This window comes from Micromonospora tulbaghiae (assembly GCF_900091605.1).
Classification (GTDB): Bacteria; Actinomycetota; Actinomycetes; order Mycobacteriales; family Micromonosporaceae; genus Micromonospora; species Micromonospora tulbaghiae.
This window is the reverse complement of sequence record NZ_FMCQ01000010.1, coordinates 132,467-155,216: the sequence shown is the minus strand read 5'-3', so window position 1 is coordinate 155,216 and position 22,750 is coordinate 132,467. Positions and strand designations below refer to the sequence as shown.

The window sequence follows — 22,750 nt, the reverse complement described above, 5'->3', positions numbered from 1 at the left end:
CGGGTTGATCAACGGTTGCGAAGGCTACTGGAAAATCTGCGGTGAAGAAATTAGTCTGCCGTAAGTTTTCCCGCGACGCGACCCCTGGCCGGGGGTTCGGGCGGCTGGACATAGGGGGTCGGCGTGACGTCACCGGTGGGCCTGCACCGAGTCGTGGAGCCGGCGGGGGTGCTCCCGCAGGCGGCCTGGCGGCTGGACCCGGACCCGCGGATCGCGGCGAACGAGGTGCGGATCCGGGTCGAGCGGCTGAACCTGGACGCGGCGAGTTTCCGGCAGCTGGCGGAGAAGCACGGCGGCGACGGGGACAAGGTCCGCGCCGAGGTGCTGGAGATCGTGTCGACCCGGGGGAAGATGCAGAACCCGGTGACCGGTTCGGGCGGCATGCTGATCGGCACGGTCGAGGAGGCGGGCCGCCGGTCGCCGCTGGGGCTGAAGGCTGGTGACCGGGTGGCGACGCTCGTGTCGCTGACGCTGACGCCGCTGACGATCACCGACGGGCTGGCCCGCTGGGACGGGCGCAGCGAGCAGGTGCCGTGCGACGGGCACGCGATCCTGTTCGCCCGGTCGATCGCGGCGGTGCTGCCGCCGGACCTGCACCCCGAGTTGTCGCTCGCGGTGCTGGACGTGTGCGGGGCGCCGGCGTTGACGGCGCGGGTGGTGGCCGAGCAGGTGGCGCGGCGGTCCCGCGAGGGTGATCCGCGTCCGGTGGCGGTGGCGGTGATCGGCGGGGCCGGCAAGAGTGGGTCGTTGTCGCTCGCGGCGGCGCGGCGGGCCGGCGCCGCCCGTACCGTCGGGGTGGTTCCGGTGGCCTCGGAGCGGGACGCGTTGACGGCGGCCGGGCTGGCCGACGTGGTGGCGCTCGCGGACGCGCGGGATCCGGTGGGGCTGTCGACGGCGGTGACGACGGCGCTGGGTGTGCCGGCGGACGTGACTGTGGTGTGCGTGGACGTGCCGGGGTGTGAGCACGGCGCGGTGCTGGCCACGGCGGACGGCGGTACGGTGATCTTCTTCTCGATGGCGACGAGCTTCGCGGCGGCGGCGCTGGGCGCGGAGGGCCTGGCGGCGGACGTGACGATGCTGGTGGGCAACGGGTACGTGCCGGGGCACGCGGCGCTGGCGCTGGACCTGTTGCGTGCCGAGCCGGGGGTGCGCGGTCTGTTCGAGGCCCGTCTGGCGGCAGACTGAGACCATGACGAACCCCTCGACGCTGTATCGCGGCGGAGTGCTGCACTGTCCGGCCGACCCGAGCGCGACCGCGCTGCTGGTGCGCGACGGGCGGATCGCCTGGCTGGGCACGGGCGCGGACGCGCCGCGGGCGGACCGGGTGGTGGAGCTGGGCGGTGCGCTGGTGACGCCGGCGTTCGTGGACGCGCACGTGCACGCGACGGATACCGGGTTGGCGTTGTCGGGGCTGGATCTGTCGGCGGTGCGGTCGGCGGGTGAGCTGCTGGAGGCGGTGTCGGCGTTCGCGGCGGGTCTGCCGGGTGACGCGGTGGTGCTGGGGCACGGCTGGGACGAGTCGGCCTGGGCGGATCCGGCGTTGCCGGACGCGGCGGCGCTGGATCGGGCGGCCGGCTGGGCGGATCCGGCGTTGCCGGACGCGGCGGCGCTGGATCGGGCGGCCGGTGGGCGGCGGGTGTATCTGTCGCAGGCGTCGATCCATTCGGCGCTGGTGTCGGCGGCGTTGCTGGGGGCGTGCCCGGAGGTGGTGTCGGCGGCCGGGTACGAGGCGTCGGGGTGGCTGCGGCGCGACGCGCATCACGTGGTGCGGGCGGCGGCGTTCAGCTCGGTGACGCGGGCGCAGCGGGTGGCGGCGCAGCGGCGGGCCCTGGAACACGCGGCGTCGCTGGGTGTCGCGGCGGTGCACGAGTGCGGTGGTCCGGACATCTCCGACGAGGAGGACTTCACCGGGCTGCTGGCGATCTCGGGGGCCGGGGTGCCGGAGGTGTACGGGTACTGGGGTGAGCTGCTGGGTGCGGCGAAGGCCCGGGAGCTGGGCGCGGTGGGCGCGGGTGGTGACCTGTTCGCGGACGGGGCGCTGGGGTCGCGGACGGCGCACGTGTCGGCGGCGTACCTGGACGGTGAGGCGGGGGCGTGCGGGCACGGGTACGTGTCGGCGGAGCAGGTGCGTGATCATCTGCTGGACTGCGCGGCGCACGGGTTGCAGGGCGGGTTCCACGCGATCGGGGACGCGGCGATCGGGACGGTGCTTGCGGGGTTCGCGCTGGCGGCGCGGACGGTGGGCACGGACCGGTTGCGGGCGGCCCGGCACCGGGTGGAGCACGCGGAGATCATGAGCAAGGCGCTGATCGCCGGGTTCGTGGAGTACGGGATCGTGGCGTCGATGCAGCCGGCGTTCGACAGGTTGTGGGGCGGCGCGGGCCGGATGTACGAGTCGCGGCTGGGGTTGGCGCGGTCGTTGGAGTCGAATCCGATGGGTGCGATGCACGGGGTCGGTGTGGCGTTGGCGTTCGGGTCGGATTCGCCGGTGACGCCGCTGGATCCGTGGGGGTCGGTGCGGGCGGCGGCGGCGCATCACAACCCGGCGCAGCGGATGAGTGTGCGGGCGGCGTTCGCGGCGCACACGCGTGGCGGGTGGCGGGCGGTGCACCTGGACAACGAGGGTGTGCTGGCGTTGGGGGCGCCGGCGACGTTCGCGGTGTGGGACACCCCGGCGGGCGTGGAGCGGGGGCTGCCGGTGGTGCTGGCCGAGGATCCGGAGTTGCGGGGCGCGGACGATCCGACGCCGCTGCCGGTGTGCCGGGCCACCGTGTTGCGCGGTGACGTGATCTATGAGGAAGGGTCTTCGTGACAGGGAAGCTTGGGCTGGATCCGGCGCTGGTGGCGCGGGCGCGGGAGTTGGCGCGCCGGGCCGGGCAGCCGGTGGTGGATCTGGCGCGCAGCCACACCACGGTGTCGGTGGAGCGGGCGGTGCTGCGGCTGGCCGGGGTGACCGGCGCGGACCCGGACGGCATTCCGTGGGTGAACCGGCTCGTGGACGCGGTGGTCGCGGACGTGGGGCTGGGGCACGGGGTGGCGGCGCCGGTGTTCGACGCGCTGGTCCGTGAGGACATCGCGGATGTGACGTTGCTGGCGCAGAAGGCGGCGGCCGGGTCGGTGCGGTTCGGGCAGCCGTCGGGGAAGGCGGCGACGGCTGCGCGGCGGGCGTCGCGTAAGGCGGTGGCGGCGGGGGTCCGGGCGATCGACAGGCGGCGCGCGGAGCGGGACCGGCTGGTGAAGCGGTTCGGCGATCCGGAGCGGCGGCCGTGGATCTATCTGATCGTGGCGACGGGTGACATCTACGAGGACATCCCGCAGGCGCAGGCGGCGGCGCGGGCCGGCGCGGACGTGATCGCGGTGATCCGGTCGACGGGGCAGTCGCTGCTGGACTACGTGCCGGAGGGTGCGACCCGGGAGGGGTTCGCGGGCACGTACGCGACGCAGGAGAACTTCCGGTTGATGCGGGCGGCGCTGGACGAGACGTCGCGGGAGCTGGGCCGGTACGTGCGGTTGACGAACTACGCGTCGGGTCTGTGCATGCCGGAGATGGCGACGCTGGCCGGCCTGGAGCGTCTGGACATGATGCTCAACGACTCGATGTACGGGATCCTGTTCCGTGACATCAACCCGATCCGCACGTTCGTGGACCAGCGGTTCTCGCGGCAGGTGCACGCGCGGGCGGGGATCATCATCAACACCGGTGAGGACAACTACCTGACCACCGCGGACGCGGTGGACGAGGCGCACACGGTGACGGTGTCGCAGCTGCTCAACGAGTTCTTCGCGCACGAGGCGGGGCTGGCGGACTGGCAGCTGGGGCTGGGGCACGCGTTCGAGATCAACCCGGATGTGCCGGAGTCGTTGCGGTTGGAGCTGGCGCACGCGTTGCTGGCGCGGGAGTTGTTCCCGGACGCGCCGTTGAAGTGGATGCCGCCGACGAAGCACATGACCGGTGACGTGTTCCGGGGCAACCTGCTGGACGGGTTCTTCAACCTGGTGGGCACGATGACCGGGCAGGGGATCCTGCTGGTCGGGATGATGACCGAGGCGGTGGTGACGCCGTGGCTGTCGGACCGGGACGTCGCCCTGCAGAACGTGCGGTACGTGCTGGGCGCGGCGGGCGGGTTGCACGAGGACTTCGTGCCGGCGCCGGGCGGGTTCATCCAGCAGCGGGCGCACCGGGTGCTGGGTGAGGCGGTGGACCTGCTGGAGCGCATCGGTGACCAGTCGTTGCTGACGGCGATCGCCGAGGGCACGTTCGGGATCATGAAGCGGCCGGCGGACCGGGGCAAGGGCCTTTCCGGGGTGGCGCGGCACGAGGCGGACTACTACAACCCGGCCACCGAGATCCTGGAGCAGCCCCTGTGAGCGAGAAGACGATCGTGCGGCCGTACGGGGACACCACCGGTGACGGCATGGTGCAGGTGTCGTTCACGTTGCCGGTTCCGCACGACAAGCGGGCCGAGGGCGCGGCGGTGCAGCTCGCGAACAAGATGGGCATGGATCCGGCGATGCTGGTGCACGCCAAGCCCATCGGCGACGGGTTCACGTTCTTCGTGGTGTACGGGCGGGTGAACCACCTGGTGGACCTGGCGAAGGTGCAGGTGGTGGAGCGTGACTATCCGCTGCTGTCGGCCAAGGAGGTCAACGCGGTGGTGAAGCGGCGGCTGCGCCGCAAGCTGTCGGTGGTGGGCGCGTGCATCGGCACGGACGCGCACACGGTGGGCATCGACGCGATCCTCAACGTCAAGGGCATCGCCGGGGAGAAGGGCCTGGAGTACTACCGGGAGCTGAAGGTCACGAACCTGGGCGCGCAGGTGAGTGTGCCGGAGCTGGTCGAGGCGGCTCGGCGGGAACGCGCCGACGCGGTGCTGGTGTCGCAGGTGGTGACGCAGCGCGACGCGCACCTGCACAACACGCGGGAGATGTCGGCGGCGTTCCGGGAGGCGATGCCGGCCGGGCGCCGGCCGCTGCTGATCGTCGGCGGGCCGCGGTTCGACGAGACGATGACCGGCGAGCTGGGCGTGGATCGGATCTTCGGCCGTGGCACCACTCCGGGTGAGGTCGCCAGTTACCTCGTCCACGCTTTGATCACTTCCAGGAAGGCGAACACCCCATGAGCGATCCGCGTGTCGGTCTCACAGTCGTCCACCGCCGGTACGTGCCGTACTCCCACGCCCACTACGCGGGCAACCTGGTCGACGGGGCGTACGCGTTGGGGTTGTTCGGTGACGTGGCCACCGAGGTGTGCATCCGCACCGACGGCGACGAGGGGTTGTTCGCCTCGTACTCGGATGTGCAGTTCCGGGCGCCGATGAAGGCCGGTGACGTGCTGGAGGTGACGGCGACGGTGACCCGGGTGGGCACGCGCAGCCGCACGATCGACTTCGCCGCGACGGTGGTGTGCCGGGGCCGGCCGGACAAGGGCGAGTCGGCCGCCGAGGTGCTCGACGAGCCGATCGTGGCGGTCACCGCGACCGGCACGGCGGTCGTACCGCCGTCGGCGTGAGCGAGCCGATGTTGCGCGCCGTCGTCTGCGCGGACGTCGGGTCGACGTACACGAAGGCGGCGGTGGTCGACCTCGACGGCGGCCGGCTGCTGGCGGCGGCGTCCGCGCCCACCACTGTGGGCACCGATGTGCTGCACGGGCTGGATGCCGCGGTCGGCGCGGCCACCGCGTCGGCCGGGGTCGCCGAGGTGCCCTGGTACGTGTGTTCGTCGGCCGGGGGTGGGTTGCGCCTGGCGGTGATCGGCTACGAGCCGCTGGTGACCGCTCAGGCGGGCCGGCGGGTCGGCCTGTCGGCGGGCGCGAACGTGGTGCACGTGGCCGCCGGGCGGCTGTCGGGGGCGGATGTGGCGGCGTTGCGGGCGGCCCGCCCGGACGTGGTGCTGCTGGTGGGCGGCACCGACGGTGGCGACGCGGACACGGTGGCGCACAACGCGACGCGGCTGGCGAAGGCCCGGTTCCGGGTGCCGGTTGTCCTCGCCGGCAACGCCGACGTGCGTGACGACCTGCACGCGCTGCTGGCGGGCGCGGGGGTGCCGGTGACGGTGGCGGGCAACGTGCTGCCCCGCATCGGGGTGCTGGAGCCGGCGTCGGCGCGGGCGGCGATCCGGGAGGTGTTCCTGCGGCACGTCATCGGCGGCAAGAAGCTGTCCCGGGGTGCCCGGTTCGCGCGGCTGGTCCGCGCCGCGACGCCTGATGCGGTGCTCACCGGCGTGGAGGTCCTCGCCGGCACGCTCGGCGGCGATCTGGCGGTGGTGGACGTGGGCGGGGCCACCACCGACGTGTACTCGGTGCTGACGCCGGACGAGCGCGACAGCGGCCCGAGTCAGGAGGTCGCCGGAACGCTGTGGCGGGCCCGTACCGTCGAGGGTGACCTGGGCATGCGGTGGAGCGCGCCCGGTGTGGTGCGCGCGGCGGTCGAGGAGCGGCTTCTCGACCCGGCCGACGAGCCGGAGCTGGCGGCCGCGGCGGCGGTGCGGGCCGCCGATCCGGGGTTCCTGCCCGCCGGTGACGCGCAGCGGGCCGTGGACCGGCGCATCGCGGCGCTGGCGGCGACCGTGGCGTTGCGGCGGCACGCCCGGGGCGCGGCGACGGGGGAGCGGGCCGGGCGGGACCTGCGGGAGGTGAAGCTGCTCGTCGGTTCCGGTGGGGTGCTGCGGCACGCCGAGCCGGGCGACGCGGCGGCGGTGCTCGACGCGGTGCTGACCGATCACGCGGGTGGGTGGGCGTTGCCGCGGTCGGCCCGGCCGGTCGTCGACGTGGACTACGTGCTGGCCGCCGCGGGGCTGCTCGCCGGCGACCATCCGGGTGCGGCGGCGGCGATGCTGCGGCACCACCTCGGTGCCTGAAGCAGGCTCAGGAATCGAGACGCGCCGACGCGACACGCCGTGTTGCAACACACGACAGGCCCGGGTGGGTTGACAGCGGCGGGGGTCTACGCCGTACCGTCTTTGAGTCCTACCACGGGAAGCGGCTGTTGTTCGCTTCGTCCCTTCGTCCGCTGGCCGAGCGACCGGAAGGTTGCGGCGGCCAGGTCCAGCGGGCGGGGGTCGGCGGGGCGGCGCGAACCGGTCGCGGTTACCGGTGTACGGGCAGGGTGAGAGGCACGGCCAGTAGACAACGGCCAGGCGGGGGCAGCCAGTCCACGTCGGGTCGGTCCGAAGGTCGGCGCCGATCGTCTTCGCCCCACCGGCCGGGAAGGGCCTGGGAGCATCGGGGCGCGGCTTCGGCCGCGCCCCGATTTCATCCCCCCGATGTTCCCCGTGTCAGCGGCCGAGCCCTCTCAGCGGCCCAGCCGCCGGTAGCTGCGCACCGCCGCCGGGGCGGCCACCGCGATCAGCGCCAGCGGCCAGGCGATCGCCAGTTCCAGCGCGTGCCGGGCCGGCCACGAGTCCCCGCCCAGGCCCGGGTTGCCGAACAGGTCCCGGGCCGCCGCCACGGTCGCTGACAGCGGGTTCCACGCGGCGATCGCGCCCAGCCAGTCCGGCATCAGCTCCGGCGCGACGAACACGTTGGACAGGGCGGTCAGCGGGAACGCCAGCGGGAACACCACCACCGCGACCGTGTCCGGGTTCGGCACGAGCAGCCCGAACAGGATGCCCACCCAGGTCATCGCGACGCGCAGCAGCAGGATCAGCGCCACCGCCGCCAGTGCCGGGCCGATGCCCTCGCGCCACTGCCAGCCCACCAGCAGCCCGCACACCACCAGCGTGGTCATCTCCAGGCACGCCCGTACCAGGTCGGCGCCGGCGCGGCCGGACAGCAGCGCCGAGCGGGCCATCGGCAGTGACCGGAACCGGTCCACCACGCCCCGGCCGGCGTCGACCGCGATCGCCGACGCGGTCGCGCCGAGGCCGTAGAGCATCGTCATGACGAACACGCCGGGCAGCAGGAACTCCCGGTAGCTGCCCTGGCCCGGCACGGTCATGCCGCTGCCGAACACGTAGCCGAACACCAGCACGAACATGATCGGCAGGGTGAAGTAGAGGATGATCTCCTCCGGTGCGCGGACGACGTGCCGCATGTTCCGCCCGGCCATCAGCCATCCGTCGGTCAGCGCCCTCACGACGCCACCCCCACCCGCTGCGCGTCGGCGTGGGCGCCGGTGAGCCGCAGGAACGCCTCGTCGAGCGTGGGCCGGCGGACCAGGACGTCCTCCACGGCGATCCCGGCGTCGTCGAGGGCCCGCAGCACGGCGGTGAGCACGGCGATCCGGTCGGCGACCGGCGCGTCCACGCGCCGCAGCTCGGCGTCCACAGTCGCGGCCGCGCCGGTGGCCCGTTCCACCACAGTGGCCGCGGCGGGCAGGTCCGTCGCGTCGGCGACCACCAGTTCCAGCCGGTCGGCGCCGATGCGGGCCTTCAGATGCTCCGGGGTGCCCTCGGCCACGACCCGGCCGGTGTCGATGACGCAGACCCGGTCGGCGAGGTGGTCGGCCTCCTGCAGGTACTGGGTGGTCAGCAGCACCGTGGTGCCGTCGGCGACCAGTTCCCGCACCGCCGTCCACAGGCCGTTGCGGCTGCGCGGGTCCAGGCCGGTGGTCGGCTCGTCGAGGAACAGCACCCGCGGCGGCACCACCAGGCTGGCCGCCAGGTCCAGTCGGCGGCGCATCCCACCGGAGTAGGTGCCGGCCGACCGGTCGGCCGCCTCGGTCAGCCCGAACCGGTCCAGCAGTTCCTCGGCCCGGCGGCGGGCCCGGCGCGCGGACAGGCGGCGCAGCCGGCCGAACAGCACCAGGTTCTGCCGCCCGCTGAGCACCTCGTCGACGGCCGCGTACTGGCCGGTCAGGCTGATCGCGGCGCGGACCCGGTCCGGGTCGGAGGCGACGTCGTACCCGGCCACCCTGGCCCGGCCGGCGTCGAACCGCAGCAGCGTGGTGAGGATCCGCACCGCTGTGGTCTTGCCCGCCCCGTTGGGGCCGAGCACCCCGTACACGGTGCCGGCCGGCACGGCCAGGTCGAAGCCGTCCAGTGCGGTGGTGCGGCCGTATCGTTTTCGTATCCCGTCGGCCAGCACGGCCGTCGTGTCGTCGGTCATGGGTGTCAGCGTCACCGGCGTCGCTGACCGGGCGCGTACGGCGCGCGCACCGGGCGGCGCCGCGCCGGTCAGCGGCCGTCGAGCAGCGCCAGCGCCCGCTGCCGGGGCAGGTTCGCGCCGCCGGCGTACGCGGTGGCGAACGCCGCCTCGCCCAGGCGTTCCCGCAGCGTGGCGGCGGTCGGTGTGCCGGCCGGGGCGTCGGCCGCGCCGGTGCCGGCCAGCAGCGCCGCCGCCGCGCCCAGCAGGCGGGCCGCCGCCTCGTGGTCGCCGTCGCGCAGCAGCGGACCGGCCAGCCCGTCGGCCGCCGCGGCCACCACCGGCGCGTCCCACACCCCGGCGTCGGCGGAGAGGACCTGCCGGTAGTGGGCGCGGGCTGTCGCCGGGTCGCCGGCGGCGTCGGCGAGCTGCCCGAGCGTCACCAGCGCCGCCAGCCGCACCACCTCGGCGCCGAACCAGCCCGACGGGCACTGCGCGACCGCCCGTTCGCACAGCGCCCGCGCCCGCTGCGGGTCGCCGTCGCGGCGGGCGATCTCGCCGAGCCCCAGATCCGCGGCGGCGACCAGCTCCGGCGCGCCGGCCGGCCCGGCGATGCGCCGCACCCGCCGGTAGTCCTCGGCCGCGCCGGCCAGGTCACCGGCGACCAGCCGCCCGTCGGCGCGGGTACGCAGCAGCTCCGCCAGGTCCAGGGTGGAGCCGAGCTGTTCGGCCAGGTCCAGCGCCTCCGCCATCGGCGCGGCCGCCGACGCGACGTCACCGGTGCGGTAGGCGGCCTCGGCGCGGGTGGACAGCGTCACGATCATGCCCCAGCGGTCTTCGAGGGCCCGGAAGCCGGCCAGCGCGGCGTCCAGCTCGGCGCGGGCCTGCTCGTGACGGCCGTGCAGCAGGCTGACCATCGCCGTGCCCAGCAGGCCCAGCGCCCGGCTCCACGGGTCGGTGCCGAGCAGCCGGTCCTGGACGGCCTGCTCGTGCAGCGCCGCCGCGTCCTGCGGTGACGGGGGGCCGCTGGCCATGCCGGACAGGTACAGCAGGAACGGATGCCGGGGCGGCCGGGCCAGGGTCCACAGGATCCGCGACGCGGTGTCCACCTCGCTGCGGTCACCGCCGCCGGCGAGCGTGGCGACCAGCAGGCCCAGCGCGTACTCCTCGGCCAGGTCGCCGGGCGGGCCGTCGAGCCGGTCGACCAGCCGCCGGGCCAGCGCCGCGCCCTCCCCGCGCAGGCCCCGCAGCCACCAGTAGAACGCCAGCGCCGCGACCAGCCGCAACCCGGTGCCGGTGTCCGCGTGGCGCAGCGCCGCGTGCAGGTCGTCACGGGCTGCGTCCAGGCGGCGCAGCCACCGGTCCTGGCCGACGCCGCGCAGGCCCGCGTCGCCGGCCAGCGCCAGATCCAGGAAGTACGCGGCGTGCGCGTCCCGCACCCGCGCGTCCTCGCCGTGCTCGGCGAGCCGGGCCGCCGCGAACTCGCGGATCGTCTCCAGCATCCGGTACCGCCCGCCGGTGGCCTCCACCAGCGACTTGTCCACCAGGCCGGTGAGCACGTCCACGACGTCACCGGCGTCCGGCGCGCACACGGCCTGCACCGCGGCCAGGTCGGCGGCGCCGGCGAACACGCTCATCCGGGCGGCCAGCCGCCGCTCCGGGGCGTCGAGCAGGTCCCAGCTCCACCCCACGACCGCCTCCAGCGTGCGGTGCCGGGGCGCCGCGGTGCGGTCACCGCGGCGCAGCAGCCGGAACCGGTCGTCCAGACGCGCCGCGACCTGCGTCACCGGCAGGGCCCGCAGCCGCGCCGCCGCCAGCTCCAGAGCCAGCGGCAGCCCGTCGAGGGTGCGGCAGATCCGCAGCACCGCCGGGGTGGTGGCGGCGTCGAGGGTGAACCCGGGAGACACGTCGGCGGCCCGGTCGGTGAACAGCCGCACCGCCGGGTACGCGGCTGCCGCCTCCGGCGCGGCCGGCCCGTCCGGGGCGGGCAGCCCGCCGACCGGGCACAGCGCCTCGCCGGTGAGCCCCAGCGGCTCCCGGCTGGTGGCGAGCACCCGCAGGCCGGGCGCCGCGGCGAGCAGCCGGCCGGTCAGCCGGGCCGCGTCGTCGACCACGTGCTCGCAGTTGTCCAGCACCAGCAGCAGCCGCCGGTCGGCCAGCGCCGCGACCAGCCGGTCGGTCAGGTCGGCCGGGCCGCCGGGTGTGCGCAGGCCGGCGTCGCGCAGGTCCAGCGCGGCCAGCACCGCCGGCGCGACCGGCGCCCCGGGTGTCACAGCGGCCAGTTCCACCAGGCACACCGGCCCGTCGTGGCCGGACGCGACGGTGGTGGCCAGCCGGGTCTTGCCGGCGCCGCCCGGGCCGTGCAGCGTGACCAGCCGCGCCGCGCCGAGCAGGTCGTGGACCCGCCGCAGTTCCGGTTCCCGGCCGACGAAACTGGTGAGCGGGCTGGGCAGCCGCGCGGCCGGCGCGGCGTCGTCGCGCAGCAGCGCCGTGTGCAGCGCGACCAGCTCCGCCGACGGGTCGGTGCCCAGTTCCTCGGCCAGCACCCGCCTGGCGTCGGCGTAGACGGCGAGGGCCTCGGCGCGGCGGCCGGCGCCGTGCAGGGCACGCATCAGCAGACCGTGCAGCCGTTCCCGCAGCGGATGCGCCGCCACCAGGTCCCGCAGCTCGGCGATCAGCGGCACGCCGGCCGCCGCGAGCGACAGCTCCGCCTCGACCCGGTCCTCGACCGCGGCCAGCCGCGCCTCCCGCAGCCGGGCCGCCTCGGCGTCGGCGAACGGCGCGCCCGTCACGTCCGCGAGGGGTTCGCCGCGCCACAGGCCGAGCGCGTCGCGCAGCAGCGCCGCCGCGCGGTCCGGATCACCGGCGGCCAGCGCCGCCCGCCCGGCCGCCGCCAGGCCGGTGAACCGGTGCACGTCCACCCGCTGCGGGTCGACGGCCAGCCGGTAGCCGGCCGGACCGAACTCGATGTGCGCGTCCGGCAGCAGCCGCCGCAGCCGCGACACCTGCGACTGCAGCGCGTTCGCGGCCTGCTCGGGCGGCCGGTCGCCGTACACGCCGTCGACGAGGCGCTGCGGCGCCACGGTGCGGTCGGCGTCGAGCAGCAGCAGCACCAGCAGCGCGCGCAGCCGCCCGCCGGCGACGGGCAGCACGCTGCCGTCGGCCGCGTACGCCTGGGTCGCGCCCAGCACACCGAACCGCATGCGCCCGATTGTCGCCTGTCGCCGGTGACGCCCACACTCCCCACCCGCGGGGTCACAGGTGGTGCCGGCGCCATTCGGACTGCTCCTGTTCGGCGGCGACCTGCTCGTCCAACGCGGTCCGGCGCACCTGACTGCGCCACGGGTCGGCCGACCGCAGGCCCAGCAGGACCACCGAGACGCTGGCCACCGCCAGGATCGCCAGCGCGGCCACCGCAGGCAGCCGGCCGGCCCACGGCAGTCCCACAGCCATCGCGGCCGTCACGGCGGTGGGTACCGCCGAAACGCGGTGCGTCGCGCGCACCCCCAGCGCCAGCAGCCCCAGCATGTAGATGACCAGTCCGGCGAACAGCACCCGGTTGTCCAGAGCGGCGGCGTGTTCCCGCCAGGGATCACCGCGCGGGTGGGAGATGGCGGTGAGGTAACGCTTGAGGCCGAGGGCGAACAGGATGATCCCGGTGATCAGCGGCAGGTGCAGGTAGGCGTAGGCGTCGCGGGCGAGCGCTGCCCGTGCGCGCACGTCGCGGGTGCGATGCAGGCGCTGCTCCAGCGCGGGCGCCAGGCTGTCGAAGTACAGCCACCACAGCGCCGCGATGATGGTGATGCCGAGCACCGACGCCACGATCACCGGCCACGTGGCCGGCAAGCCGGCGCTCAGCTTCGGCCCCAGCCCGAGCGAAATGATCGACTCGCCGAGCGCGATGAGCAGGATCAGGGCGTACCGCTCCGCCCAGTGGGCGGCGGACACGACTGTCAGCCCGGCGCTGGGGGCGAGGCCTCCGGAGGTGTACTCGATGCAGAGCGCGGCCAGCCACAGCGCCAGCGGCAGCCACGCCACCCAGGTCTGCTGGGGCGACTCGGGCAGGGCCGCGGTGGCGAGAATCAACGCCACGCTGGTCAGCGGCGGCAGGCCGAGGCGCACGGCGGTCCGTCCGCGGTGGCTGCTGCGGCTGAGGAACACCAGCACCTGGGCCGCCCGGATGACGAGGTAGCAGCAGGCGAACAGAACCGCGGCGGGCGGTCCGGACTGCCGCTGCGCCGGCCCGTCGGCGAACGCCGCCGGCATGGCCAGGGTCAGAACGAACAGGGCCGCCACCGTCACCGCGCCGACGAGCGGCATCACGCCCTGGTCGGTACGGACGACATTGCCCACGGCGGCGAAGGACACCCAGCACCACCACAGCAGCAACAGCAGCAACAGCCCGGCCAGCAACGACCTGCCGCTCAGGGTTTCGGAGAGCACGTTGGTGACGTTCAGGAACGCGAACACGAACACGAGGTCGTAGAACAACTCGACCCGGGTGACGCGGGAGCCGGGCGCGGTCGGCAGGATGCGGCCCCGTCCCCGCTCAGCGCTCATGCTGCCGAGCATGACAGCGGGGCTCCGCCCACCGGGCGCAGTTGTCCGATCGGTGGCGCAGGGGTCCGGGCCGACGACCGGTACGGGCGGGTAGCCTTCGGCCCGTGATCGAGGGGAGAAGCCGGTGACGACGCTGGACCGGGAACAGCCGCGTGCCACCGACGGGGCACCCGGCGACGGCGGCGCGCGTCCCCTGCCGCTGACGCTGGCCGTGCCGGCCGCCGTGCTCGCCGGGGTGGCGCTGCTGCTGGCGTTCCCGCCGTACGGGTGGTGGCCGCTGGCGCCGGTCGGCGTGGCGTTGCTGGCCGCCGCCGTGCACCGGCGGCGGCTGCGCGCCGGCGCCGGGCTGGGCTTCCTGACCGGGCTGGCGTTGTTCGCGCCGCTGCTGGAGTGGACGAACCTGCACACCGGCTACCTGCCGTGGGCGCTGCTGTCGCTGCTCCAGGCCGCCTTTCTGGCGCTGCTGGGCGCCGCCACCGCCTGGGTGTCGCCGCTTGCGGACCGGCACCGGACGGCGTGGCCGCTGCTCACCGGCGTGCTGTGGGTGGGGCAGGAGGCGCTGCGTGACCGCGCCCCGTTCGGCGGGTTCCCGTGGGGGCGGCTGGCGTTCAGCCAGGACACGTCGCCGCTGCTGAAGCTCGCCGCGCTCGGCGGCGCCCCGCTGGTCACGTTCGCCGTCGCGGTCGCCGGCGGGCTGCTGGTGACCGCCGCGTGGCGGGACTGGCGGCGTACGCCCGGGCAGTGGCGGCCCGTCGCCGGGCTGACCGCCGCGCTGGTGGCGCTGCTCGCCGCGGGCACGGCCGTGCCGACCGGGGTACGCGGCGCGGGCGACACCGTCACCGTAGCGATCGTGCAGGGCAACGTGCCCCGTCTCGGGCTGGACTTCAACGCGCAGCGGCAGGCGGTGCTGAACAACCACGTCGACGCGACGCTGGACCTGGCGCGGCGGGTCGCCGAGGGCGGCCAGGCGCGGCCCGACATGGTGGTGTGGCCGGAGAACTCCAGCGACATCGACCCGCTGCGCAACCCGGGCGCGGGGGAGCGGATCTCCCAGGCCGCCGACGCGATCGGCGCGCCGATCCTGGTCGGCGCGGTGCTGGTCGGGCCCGGTCAGGGGCAGGTGCGCAACGCGGGGCTGCTGTGGCGGCCGGGCACCGGCGCGGACCTCGACCAGGTGTACACGAAACGGCATCCGGTGCCGTTCGCCGAGTACGTGCCGCTGCGCTCCGTCGCCCGCAAGATCAGCTCCCAGGTCGACCGGGTCCGTTCCGATTTCGTACCCGGTGACCGTCCCGGCGTGCTGGACGCCGGCCCGGCGGTCCTCGGCGACGTGATCTGCTTCGAGGTGGCCTACGACGGCATCGTTCGGGACACCGTCACCGGCGGCGCGCAGCTGCTGGTGGTGCAGACGAACAACGCGACGTTCGACGTGGCCGAGGCCCGTCAGCAGATGGCCATGGTGCGGCTGCGGGCGGTGGAGCACGGCCGGGCCGCGTTGATGGCCTCCACGGTCGGGGTGTCCGGGTTCGTTTCCCCGGACGGGCGGGTAGACGGTGCGACCGGGTTCAACACCGCCGCCGTGGTGGTGCGGCAGATGGAACTCGGCGACGGGCGTACCCCGGCGACCACGGCCGGGGTGTGGCCGGAGGTGGCGCTGACGGCGCTGGCGGTCGCGGCCCTGGCCGGCGCGGCCGTGCTGCGCCGCCGCCGGGAGGTCGCTCCCGGCTGAGCCGACGAGCGGGAGGCGGTGCGACGGTGGGCGTGGCAGCCGACAGGCGGACGGTCGGCCATCGCGGGGTGGGGCGGGTCCTGGTGGTCATCCCCACCTACAACGAGGCCGACAACGTCGGGCGCATCGTCGCCCGGGTACGCGCGGTGGCGCCGGCGGTGGACGTGCTCGTCGCCGACGACAACAGCCCCGACGGCACCGGCGCGATCGCCGACACCCTCGCCGGGAACGACCCGCGGGTGCACGTGCTGCACCGGGAGGGCAAGGAAGGGCTCGGCGCGGCCTACCTGGCCGGTTTCGCCTGGGCCCGCACCCGCGGCTACGACGCGGTGGTGGAGATGGACGCCGACGGCTCGCACGCCCCGGAGGACCTGCCGGCGCTGCTGCACGCCGCCCGCGACGCCGACGTGGTGATCGGCTCCCGGTGGACCCGCGGCGCGCGGGTGCTGAACTGGCCGTGGCGGCGGCTGCTGCTGTCGCGGGTGGGCAACCTGTACGCGCGGCTGGCGCTGGGCATGCCGGTCAGCGACGCCACCGGCGGCTACCGGGTGTACCGGTCCAGCGCGCTGGACGCGATCGACCTGGGCTCGGTGCGTTCCCAGGGGTACGCGTTCCAGGTGGAGCTGTCGCGGCTGGCGCACCGCGCCGGGGTGCGGATCGTGGAGGTGCCGATCACGTTCGCCGAGCGGGAACACGGCGACAGCAAGATGAGCCCGCTGATCGTGGCCGAGGCGCTGTGGCGGGTCACCCGCTGGGGGGTGCGGGACCGCCTGGCGACCGCGTCCGCCCGCCCGGACGCGCTCGCGCGCTGGCCTTGAGCGAGGGCGTGTCATGCTTGAGGGGCGTGATGACCCCGGGCTGATGAGGTGAGATGCGCCGAGGACTGAAGTACGTACCACCGGCCCTGCTGCTGCTCGCGCTGCTGGAGCTGACCGTTTTCGTGCTGGTCGGCCGGGCCGTCGGGTTCGGCGCGGCGGTGCTGCTGGTGTTCGGGGCGTCCCTGCTGGGTCTGGTCCTGCTGCGCCGCGAGGGCATGCGGGCGTGGCGGAGTTTCCGGGCCGCCGCCCAGGCGGGCCGTCCGCCGGGCCCCGAGGTGACCGACGGGCTGGTCGGGCTGCTGGGTGCGCTGATGCTGGCGCTGCCGGGCCTGGTCAGCGGCGTGGTGGGCCTGCTGTTGCTGGTGCCGCCGCTGCGCCGGCTGGCCGGTGGCGGGGTGCGCCGGGCCACCGAACGACGGGTGTCGTCGATGGTCGCCGGTGACCTGTTCGGGCCGCGCCGGGTGCGCGTGTACCGGGGTGCGCCGCAGCCGGCCCCGGAGCCCTCGCCGGCCCCGGCGCCGCAGCCGGTCACCGACCCGGGCAAGGCCATCGAGGGCGAGATCGTCGACCGCTGAGGCGGTGGAGACAGCGAAACGCCCCCGGGTGATCCCGGGGGCGTTTCGGCGTCCTACGGACGGTCAGGCACGACCGCGGCGGGTCCGGACCTCCTGGAGCCGCTCGGCGAGGATGTCCTCCAGCTCGGCGATCGAACGCCGCTCCAGCAGCATGTCCCAGTGGGTACGCGGCGGCTTGGCCTTCTTCTGCTCCGGCTCGGTGCCGTCGACCAGGCGGGCGACGCTGCCGTCGAACTTGCACTCCCAGGTCGTCGGGACCTCGGCGTCGACGGCGAACGGCACCTCGAACTGGTGGCCCTTGGCGCAGAGGTACTCGCGGGTCTGGCGCGGCGCGAGCTCCGTGTTGCGGTCGGATTCGTAGCTGACCGCGCCCAGCCGGCTACCGCGCAGCATGCGCTCGCCCATGATCGACTTCCCCTCGTTCGTGGTGCTGGTCTTCAGGTGTAACGACCGGTCACCGCTCGCCCATTCCCCGGCCCACGGCGGCAGGGCCGTACGCGGGTCGGGAGTGTCAAGGGTAACCGGCCATGACAGCTGCCCGGCGGGGTCGTCCCCGGCCGGGCCGAATCGGTGGAGTGTTTCGCCTGTCAACGGGGATGTTACCCACCTGTTTGCGTGCCGGAGGTGACGATGAGCAGTGACGCGCCGGTCGGGGCCCGGCCACCCGCCGGGAAGACCTTCTTCGGTCATCCCCGTGCGCTGTCCACGCTCTTCCTCACCGAGATGTGGGAGCGGTTCAGCTTCTACGGCATGCGGGCGATCCTCGTGCTGTACCTGACGGCCGCGGTCGCCGACGGCGGGCTGGACCTCGGCGAGTCCAGCGCCAACGCCGTGTACGGCACCTACAACGCCATGGTCTACCTGATGGCGCTGCCCGGCGGCTGGGTCGCCGACCGGCTGATCGGCGCGCGGCGCAGCGTGCTGTGGGGCGGCGTGGTGATCGCCGCCGGTCACTACGTGATGGCGATCCCCACCGGGTGGAGCGTGTTCGCCGGCATGGCGCTGATCGTGCTCGGCACCGGCCTGCTCAAACCGAACATCTCCACCATGGTCGGTGACCTGTACGAGCGGGACTCCCCGCGCCGTGACGCCGGGTTCTCCATCTTCTACATGGGCATCAACCTGGGCGCGTTCATCGCGCCGCTGATCACCGGCTTCCTCGGCGAGAAGATCAACTGGCATCTGGGGTTCGGCGCCGCCGCGGTCGGCATGACCTTCGGCGTGCTCCAGTACGTGCTGGGCCGCCGTAACCTCGGTGACGCGGGCGCCCGCCCGGCGGACCCGCTGCTCGGCGCCGACCGGCGGCGCGCGCTGACCCGAATCGGCGTGGCCAGTGTCGTGGTGCTCGCCGCCCTGCTGGTGCTGCTGGTGTCCGGCTGGTTCACCGTCGACACGGTGGTCAACCTGCTGACCGTGGTGACGGTGCTGGTCACGGTCGGCTACTTCGCGCGGATCCTCACCGACCGGGAGATCAGCGGCACCGAACGCAGCCGGATGAAGGCGTACGTGTGGCTGTTCCTGTTCGCCGCCTCGTTCTGGCTCATCTACGACCAGGCCGGGTCGGTGCTGAACATCTTCGCCGCCGACCGGACCGACCGCTCGGTGGGCGGGTTCACGTTCCCGGCGTCCTGGTTGCAGTCGGTGAACCCGATCCTCATCATCATCGGCGCGCCGCTGGCCGCCGCGCTGTGGCTCAAACTCGGGCACCGGGTGTCCACGCCCACGAAGTTCGCCGTCGGCCTGGTGCTCAACGGTCTGTCGTTCGTGCTGATGGCCGCCGCCGCGCGGGCAGCCGTCGGCGGCGACCTGGTCTCACCGCTGTGGCTGGTCGCGGTGTACGCGATCCAGGTCGCCGGCGAGCTGTCACTGAGCCCGGTCGGCCTGTCGGCCACCACGAAACTCGCCCCGGTCAAGTACGCCAGCCAGATGCTGGGCCTGTGGTTCCTCGCCACCGCCGTCGGCGACGCCATCGGCGGCCAGGTGGCCCGGCTGGCCGACACCTGGTCCCAGCCGGTGTACTTCCTGACCTTCGGGCTGGCCTCGGTGGTGCTGGGCCTGGCCGCGGTGATGTTCACCCGCCAGATCCGGCAGCTGATGGCCGGCATCCACTGACCGCGCTCACACCGCCGGGGTGGGCGGCAGCGGCAACGGCAGGCCGGGCAGCCCGTCGAGGCTGGTGGCGACGTGGTCCTTGCCCGCGAAGTACGCGCTCAGCGACGCGTCGTCCTCCCGGGCGAACCGGCGTTCGTGCAGGTCCCGGTCGGCGTCGTAGGTCATGAACGGCACCGCGTATCCGCAGGTGTCGCGGATCAGCTCGGCGTGCGCCACGATGACCGCGCGCAGCCCGTGCGGACCGGGGTCGATGTCGGGGAAGTGGGCCAGCAGACCGGCCCAGCGCGGATCGTCGCGGAACACCGGCTCACCGCGCCCGTGCACCCGCACGATGTTGGGCGGGCCCGTGAACGCGCACCACATCAGCGTGATGCGGCCGTTCTCCCGCAGGTGGGCGATGGTCTCGGCGTTGCTGCCGGCGAAGTCGAGGTACGCCACAGTGCGTTCGTCGAGCACCGCCAGGCAGCCGCGCAGCCCTTTCGGGGAGAGGTTGACGGTGCCGTCACCGGACAGCGGGGCGGTGGCGACGAAGAACATCGGCTGCGCCTCGATGAAGTCCCGCAGCCGGCCGTCGATGCGCTCGTATGTCTTTCCCATGCCCCGATCCTCGCCCCCGGCCGGGGTATGGCGCTGCCCCGTTCCCAGCCCGTGGCCGCCTCAGCCGGTCCGCGTGCCCAGCCGCGCCAGCGCCGTGGCCAGATCGCTGACCTGGTCGGCGAGCTGCCCGGCGCGGCGCTGCGCGGCGTCCCGGTCCGCCTCGATCACGGCCGTGCGCGCGGCCAGCTCGGCCGCCCGGGCCTCGGCGGCGCTCGCGGCCCGCCGCGCCTCGGCCAGCTCCGCGGCCAGTGCGTCCCGCTCGGCGGTACGGGCGGCAGCCTGCTCCACCGCGGCGGCCACGTCCGCGCGGGCCCGTTCGACGGAGGCGGCAGCCTCGGCGCGGACGCGTTCCAGTGCCGCCTCGGCGTCGGCGCGTGCCGCGTCGGCCCGGTCCCGCTCGGCCCGGGCCTGCTGCGCGGAGGCGGCCTGGGTGTCGGCCCGCTCGGTCGCGGCACGGGCGGAACGCTCCGCCTCGGCGGCCCGGGCCTGGGTTGCCTGCGCCTCGGCACGGGACTGTTCGGCCCGGTCGAGGGCCTCGGTGGCGGAGCGGGTAGCCCGTTCGGCGTCGGCGCGGGCGGCGTCCCGTTCGGCGGTCAGCTCGGCCGCCCGGCGGCGTTCGGCGTCGCGTTCGGTGCGTACCGTGCGCAGTTCGTGCCGGGCCGCGTCGCGGTCGCGTTCGGCCTGCACCCGCAGCGCCTGCGCCGCGCCCGCCTCGGCGCGGGCCGCGTCCCGGGCGTCCTCTGCTGCGGCGGCCCGTTCGGCCGCGGCGGACGCGGTGGCCTCCGCCCGCTCGGCGCGGTCGGCGGCAGCGTCGCGTTCGGCGTACGCGGCGCGGGCCTGCTGCCGCTCGCGAGCAGCCGCCGCGGTGGCGTCCTCGGCCTCGCGGCGGGCCTCGTCGCGTTCGGCGTGCGCCGCCGCGACCTGCGCGGACGTCTCCGCGCGCAGCTCGGCGAGCTGCCGTTCCACACCGGCCGGGGACAGCTCGGCGTGCAGCGCCTCGGTGAGCGTCTCCACGATCTGGTCGAGCCGGTCCACGGCCTCCCAGGTGCGCGCCACCTGACCGGGCAGGCCGGGGGAGTTGCGGTGACGCATCCGCGAGTTGCGGGCGGCCCGCTGGCAGGCGCCGTCGTTGTCCCGGCAGTAGCGGAACGGGCGGCCCGCGCCGGCGCGTTGCGGCACGTCGCGTCCGCAGTGGGCGCAGGGTCGGATGTCGGTGGCGGGCTCGGCGTCCATCGGGCGCGAAGTCTATCCGGCGGCGTCGGCCCGGGCCGCGCCGTCGAGGGTGTAGCGGCGTTGCAGCAGCACAGCGATCACCATCACGGTGGCGGGCAGCAGCCCGAAGCCGTAGCGCAGCGCGTCGAGCGCGGCCGGGGACTGGGTCACGGTCTGCCCGGCGGTCGAGGCCACGAACCCGCCGGCGGCCAGGCACAGCGCGTACGCGTAGGGGCCCAGCGCCGCGCCGGTGGCCTCGGTGGCGGTCCACACCCCGGTGTACGTGCCGGCCCGCTCGGTGCCGCCGGCCGCGCGGATCACGTCGGGCAGCATCGAGAACGGCAGCAGTTGCATGCCGGCGAACGCCACCCCGAGCACCGCCACGGCGGCGACCAGCACGGGCAGCCCGGCCGGACGGCCGACGGCGAGCACGAGCGACCCGGCGGCGAACGCGGCCTGCCCGGCGAGCAGGGCACGTTGCTTGCCGATCCGCCGCGCCACCGCCAGCCAGCCCGGCGTGACGAGCAGCGCGGGTGCGACGAACGCGGCCACCAGCACGGTGGTGAGCCCGGGGCGGCCCAGCTCGTACTCGGCGTAGTAGGGCACACCGGCCAGCACCAGGTGGGTGGTGGTGGACATGGCCAGGTACGCGCCGACCAGCCAGCGGAACTGCCGGTCGCGCAGGCTGGCCGCCAGCGCCCGCCACCCGCCCGGGCCGTGCGGCGGGACCGTGTCGGCGGCGGTACGGCGCAACCGGCCGATCCCGGCGACGCCGACGAGCATCGCGGCGAGCATGCCGGCCGCCAGTAGCACGCCCATCCGCAGGTAGCCGTCGCGGGTGGCGTCGTCGCCGCCGGCCAGCAGCGGTGCGAGCAGCCCGGAGACCAGGATGCCGAGCGTCAGCACCACCATCCGGAACGCCATCAGCCGGGTCCGCTCGTGGTAGCCGATCCGCAGGTCCGCCGGGGTCGCCAGGTAGGGCACCTGGTACGCGGCGAACAGCAGGTTGCCGGCGACGAAGAACACCGCCACCCAGCCCGCCGCGGCGGCGCCGGTGAGGTCGCCGGGCACCGCGAACAGCGCGGCGAACGCCAGTGGCAGCACGCACCCGGCCAGCAGCAGCCGGCGGCGGTGGCCCCGGCGGGCCTGCTCGACGTCGCAGCGGTGCCCGATCCACGGGTGCAGCAGCACGTCGGCGATCTTCGGCAGCAGCAGGGTGAGCCCCGCCAGCCACGGCGCGACCGCCAGCACGTCGGTCAGGAAGTAGAGCAGCAGCAGCCCGGGCACTGTGACCCAGACGCCCATGCCGAGCGAGCCGGTGGCGAACCCGACGAGCGGGCCGCGCGGCAGGGTGACCGCGTCGGAGCGCTGATCCAGCCCGGTCATGGCGGTCTCCTGTCCTCGGGGCACGCCGCCCCCAATCCAACGGTTGCTGGATTGTAGGGGGAACAATGGCCGGATGACCATGCCTCGCCGCCGGCCGGGCCGGCCCCGCCGCGACGACCAGCGGCCGACCCGTGACCTGGTGCTCGCCGCCGCCACCGCGTTGTTCGCCGAACGGGGCTTCGACGCGGTCAGCGTGCGCGACGTCGCCGCCGCGGCGGGCGTGGACGCGGCCACCGTCGTGCACCACACCGGCACCAAGGCGCAGCTCTACGACGCCTGCTTCGCCCGCGTGTTCAGCGCCGAGCGGGAGGTCATCGAGGCCGCCGGGGAACGCGCCCGGGCGGCCCTGTCGGCCGGGTCGCCCGACGCGCTGCGGGCGCTGCACGACCTGGTGGACGTGTTCGTCGACTTCCTGGAGGACCGGCCGGAGACGACAGCGCTGTGGCTGCGCCGCTGGCTGGAGCCGCAGCGGCACGGTGAGCTGGACCGTCGCTACGCCGCGCCGCTGTACGGGCTGGTCGAGGAACTGCTGGTGGCCGCAGCCGGGGCCGGCGCGCTGACCGAGCCGACCCCGCACGTGACGGTGCGTTCCCTGGTCTGGGCGGTGCACGGGCACGTGGTGGCGCTGGCCGCCGGGGCCGGCTCGGGCGCGCGGGAGCGGCGGGAGTTCCGGGCGTTCGTGCACCGGTTCCTCGACGCGCTGTACCGGGGCGGCCCGCCGGACGCCTGACCGGCACCGGCC

The 22,750-nt window shown here is 74.8% G+C and carries 19 protein-coding genes; 11 read left to right on the top strand and 8 right to left on the bottom strand.

The annotated features are described in order from the left end of the window. Positions 1–123 precede the first annotated feature (123 nt). From kdd to GA0070562_RS25960, 6 genes are read left to right on the top strand one after another with little or no spacing between them, the layout of a single operon-like run. Positions 124–1,185, top strand: a complete 1,062-nt coding sequence (gene kdd, locus GA0070562_RS25985; RefSeq protein WP_091426968.1) for an L-erythro-3,5-diaminohexanoate dehydrogenase — start codon at positions 124–126, stop codon at positions 1,183–1,185. Between the two features lie 4 nt (positions 1,186–1,189). Next, positions 1,190–2,812, top strand: coding sequence for an amidohydrolase (locus GA0070562_RS25980; protein ID WP_091426967.1), 1,623 nt, complete (start codon positions 1,190–1,192; stop codon positions 2,810–2,812). Beyond that, on the top strand, positions 2,809–4,368 hold the full coding sequence (gene kamD / locus GA0070562_RS25975; RefSeq protein WP_091426966.1) for a lysine 5,6-aminomutase subunit alpha: 1,560 nt from the start codon (positions 2,809–2,811) through the stop codon (positions 4,366–4,368). Before GA0070562_RS25980 ends, kamD begins: the two co-directional genes overlap by 4 nt. Further along, the gene (kamE, locus tag GA0070562_RS25970) at positions 4,365–5,120 is read left to right on the top strand and encodes a lysine 5,6-aminomutase subunit beta (protein WP_091426965.1); all 756 of its coding nucleotides are present in this window, start codon (positions 4,365–4,367) and stop codon (positions 5,118–5,120) included. Before kamD ends, kamE begins: the two co-directional genes overlap by 4 nt. Further along, complete coding sequence (gene kal / locus GA0070562_RS25965; RefSeq protein WP_091426964.1) at positions 5,117–5,509, top strand: 3-aminobutyryl-CoA ammonia lyase; 393 nt, start codon at positions 5,117–5,119, stop codon at positions 5,507–5,509. Before kamE ends, kal begins: the two co-directional genes overlap by 4 nt. 11 nt (positions 5,510–5,520) lie before the next feature. Then, positions 5,521–6,855, top strand: a complete 1,335-nt coding sequence (locus tag GA0070562_RS25960; RefSeq protein ID WP_091427089.1) for a glutamate mutase L — start codon at positions 5,521–5,523, stop codon at positions 6,853–6,855. A gap of 434 nt (positions 6,856–7,289) precedes the next feature. Here GA0070562_RS25960 and GA0070562_RS25955 read toward each other — a convergent pair whose 3' ends face one another. From GA0070562_RS25955 to GA0070562_RS25940, 4 genes are all read right to left on the bottom strand, one after another. Beyond that, positions 7,290–8,072, bottom strand: a complete 783-nt coding sequence (locus GA0070562_RS25955; protein WP_091426963.1) for an ABC transporter permease — start codon at positions 8,070–8,072, stop codon at positions 7,290–7,292. Beyond that, positions 8,069–9,043, bottom strand: a complete 975-nt coding sequence (locus GA0070562_RS25950; protein ID WP_091426962.1) for an ATP-binding cassette domain-containing protein — start codon at positions 9,041–9,043, stop codon at positions 8,069–8,071. Before GA0070562_RS25950 ends, GA0070562_RS25955 begins: the two co-directional genes overlap by 4 nt. A gap of 68 nt (positions 9,044–9,111) precedes the next feature. After that, a complete protein-coding gene (locus GA0070562_RS25945; RefSeq protein ID WP_091426961.1) occupies positions 9,112–12,222 on the bottom strand; it encodes an ATP-binding protein in 3,111 nt (1,036 codons plus the stop codon). A 52-nt stretch (positions 12,223–12,274) separates the two neighbouring features. Continuing rightward, positions 12,275–13,579 carry a low temperature requirement protein A gene (locus GA0070562_RS25940; RefSeq protein WP_225853306.1) on the bottom strand — a complete coding sequence of 435 codons (1,305 nt, stop codon included), beginning with the start codon at positions 13,577–13,579 and terminating at the stop codon, positions 12,275–12,277. Between the two features lie 133 nt (positions 13,580–13,712). Here GA0070562_RS25940 and lnt point away from each other — a divergent pair, with 133 nt between their 5' ends. The 3 genes from lnt to GA0070562_RS25925 are packed head-to-tail and all read left to right on the top strand — an operon-like array spanning position 13,713 to position 16,701. Continuing rightward, the gene (gene lnt / locus GA0070562_RS25935; RefSeq protein WP_244254754.1) at positions 13,713–15,308 is read left to right on the top strand and encodes an apolipoprotein N-acyltransferase; all 1,596 of its coding nucleotides are present in this window, start codon (positions 13,713–13,715) and stop codon (positions 15,306–15,308) included. A gap of 26 nt (positions 15,309–15,334) precedes the next feature. Then, entirely contained in the window at positions 15,335–16,126 is a 792-nt protein-coding gene (locus tag GA0070562_RS25930) for a polyprenol monophosphomannose synthase (protein ID WP_091426958.1), read from the top strand. 53 nt (positions 16,127–16,179) lie between these two features. Continuing rightward, on the top strand, positions 16,180–16,701 hold the full coding sequence (locus tag GA0070562_RS25925) for an FxsA family protein (RefSeq protein WP_091426957.1): 522 nt from the start codon (positions 16,180–16,182) through the stop codon (positions 16,699–16,701). A gap of 63 nt (positions 16,702–16,764) precedes the next feature. On the opposite strand, the gene GA0070562_RS25920 is transcribed toward GA0070562_RS25925, so the two are convergent. After that, positions 16,765–17,106, bottom strand: a complete 342-nt coding sequence (locus GA0070562_RS25920) for an RNA polymerase-binding protein RbpA (RefSeq protein ID WP_007070998.1) — start codon at positions 17,104–17,106, stop codon at positions 16,765–16,767. A gap of 225 nt (positions 17,107–17,331) precedes the next feature. Here GA0070562_RS25920 and GA0070562_RS25915 point away from each other — a divergent pair, with 225 nt between their 5' ends. Next, positions 17,332–18,813 carry a peptide MFS transporter gene (locus GA0070562_RS25915; protein WP_091427088.1) on the top strand — a complete coding sequence of 494 codons (1,482 nt, stop codon included), beginning with the start codon at positions 17,332–17,334 and terminating at the stop codon, positions 18,811–18,813. Between the two features lie 6 nt (positions 18,814–18,819). Here GA0070562_RS25915 and GA0070562_RS25910 read toward each other — a convergent pair whose 3' ends face one another. From GA0070562_RS25910 to GA0070562_RS25900, 3 genes are read right to left on the bottom strand one after another with little or no spacing between them, the layout of a single operon-like run. Further along, entirely contained in the window at positions 18,820–19,410 is a 591-nt protein-coding gene (locus tag GA0070562_RS25910; protein ID WP_091426956.1) for a pyridoxamine 5'-phosphate oxidase family protein, read from the bottom strand. A 60-nt stretch (positions 19,411–19,470) separates the two neighbouring features. After that, on the bottom strand, positions 19,471–20,643 hold the full coding sequence (locus tag GA0070562_RS25905; protein WP_091426955.1) for a hypothetical protein: 1,173 nt from the start codon (positions 20,641–20,643) through the stop codon (positions 19,471–19,473). A 12-nt stretch (positions 20,644–20,655) separates the two neighbouring features. Then, the gene (locus GA0070562_RS25900; RefSeq protein WP_091426954.1) at positions 20,656–22,008 is read right to left on the bottom strand and encodes an MFS transporter; all 1,353 of its coding nucleotides are present in this window, start codon (positions 22,006–22,008) and stop codon (positions 20,656–20,658) included. Positions 22,009–22,087: 79 nt separating this feature from the next. On the opposite strand from GA0070562_RS25900, the gene GA0070562_RS25895 reads away from it, so the two are divergent. Continuing rightward, on the top strand, positions 22,088–22,738 hold the full coding sequence (locus GA0070562_RS25895) for a TetR/AcrR family transcriptional regulator (protein WP_091427087.1): 651 nt from the start codon (positions 22,088–22,090) through the stop codon (positions 22,736–22,738). Positions 22,739–22,750 lie beyond the last annotated feature (12 nt).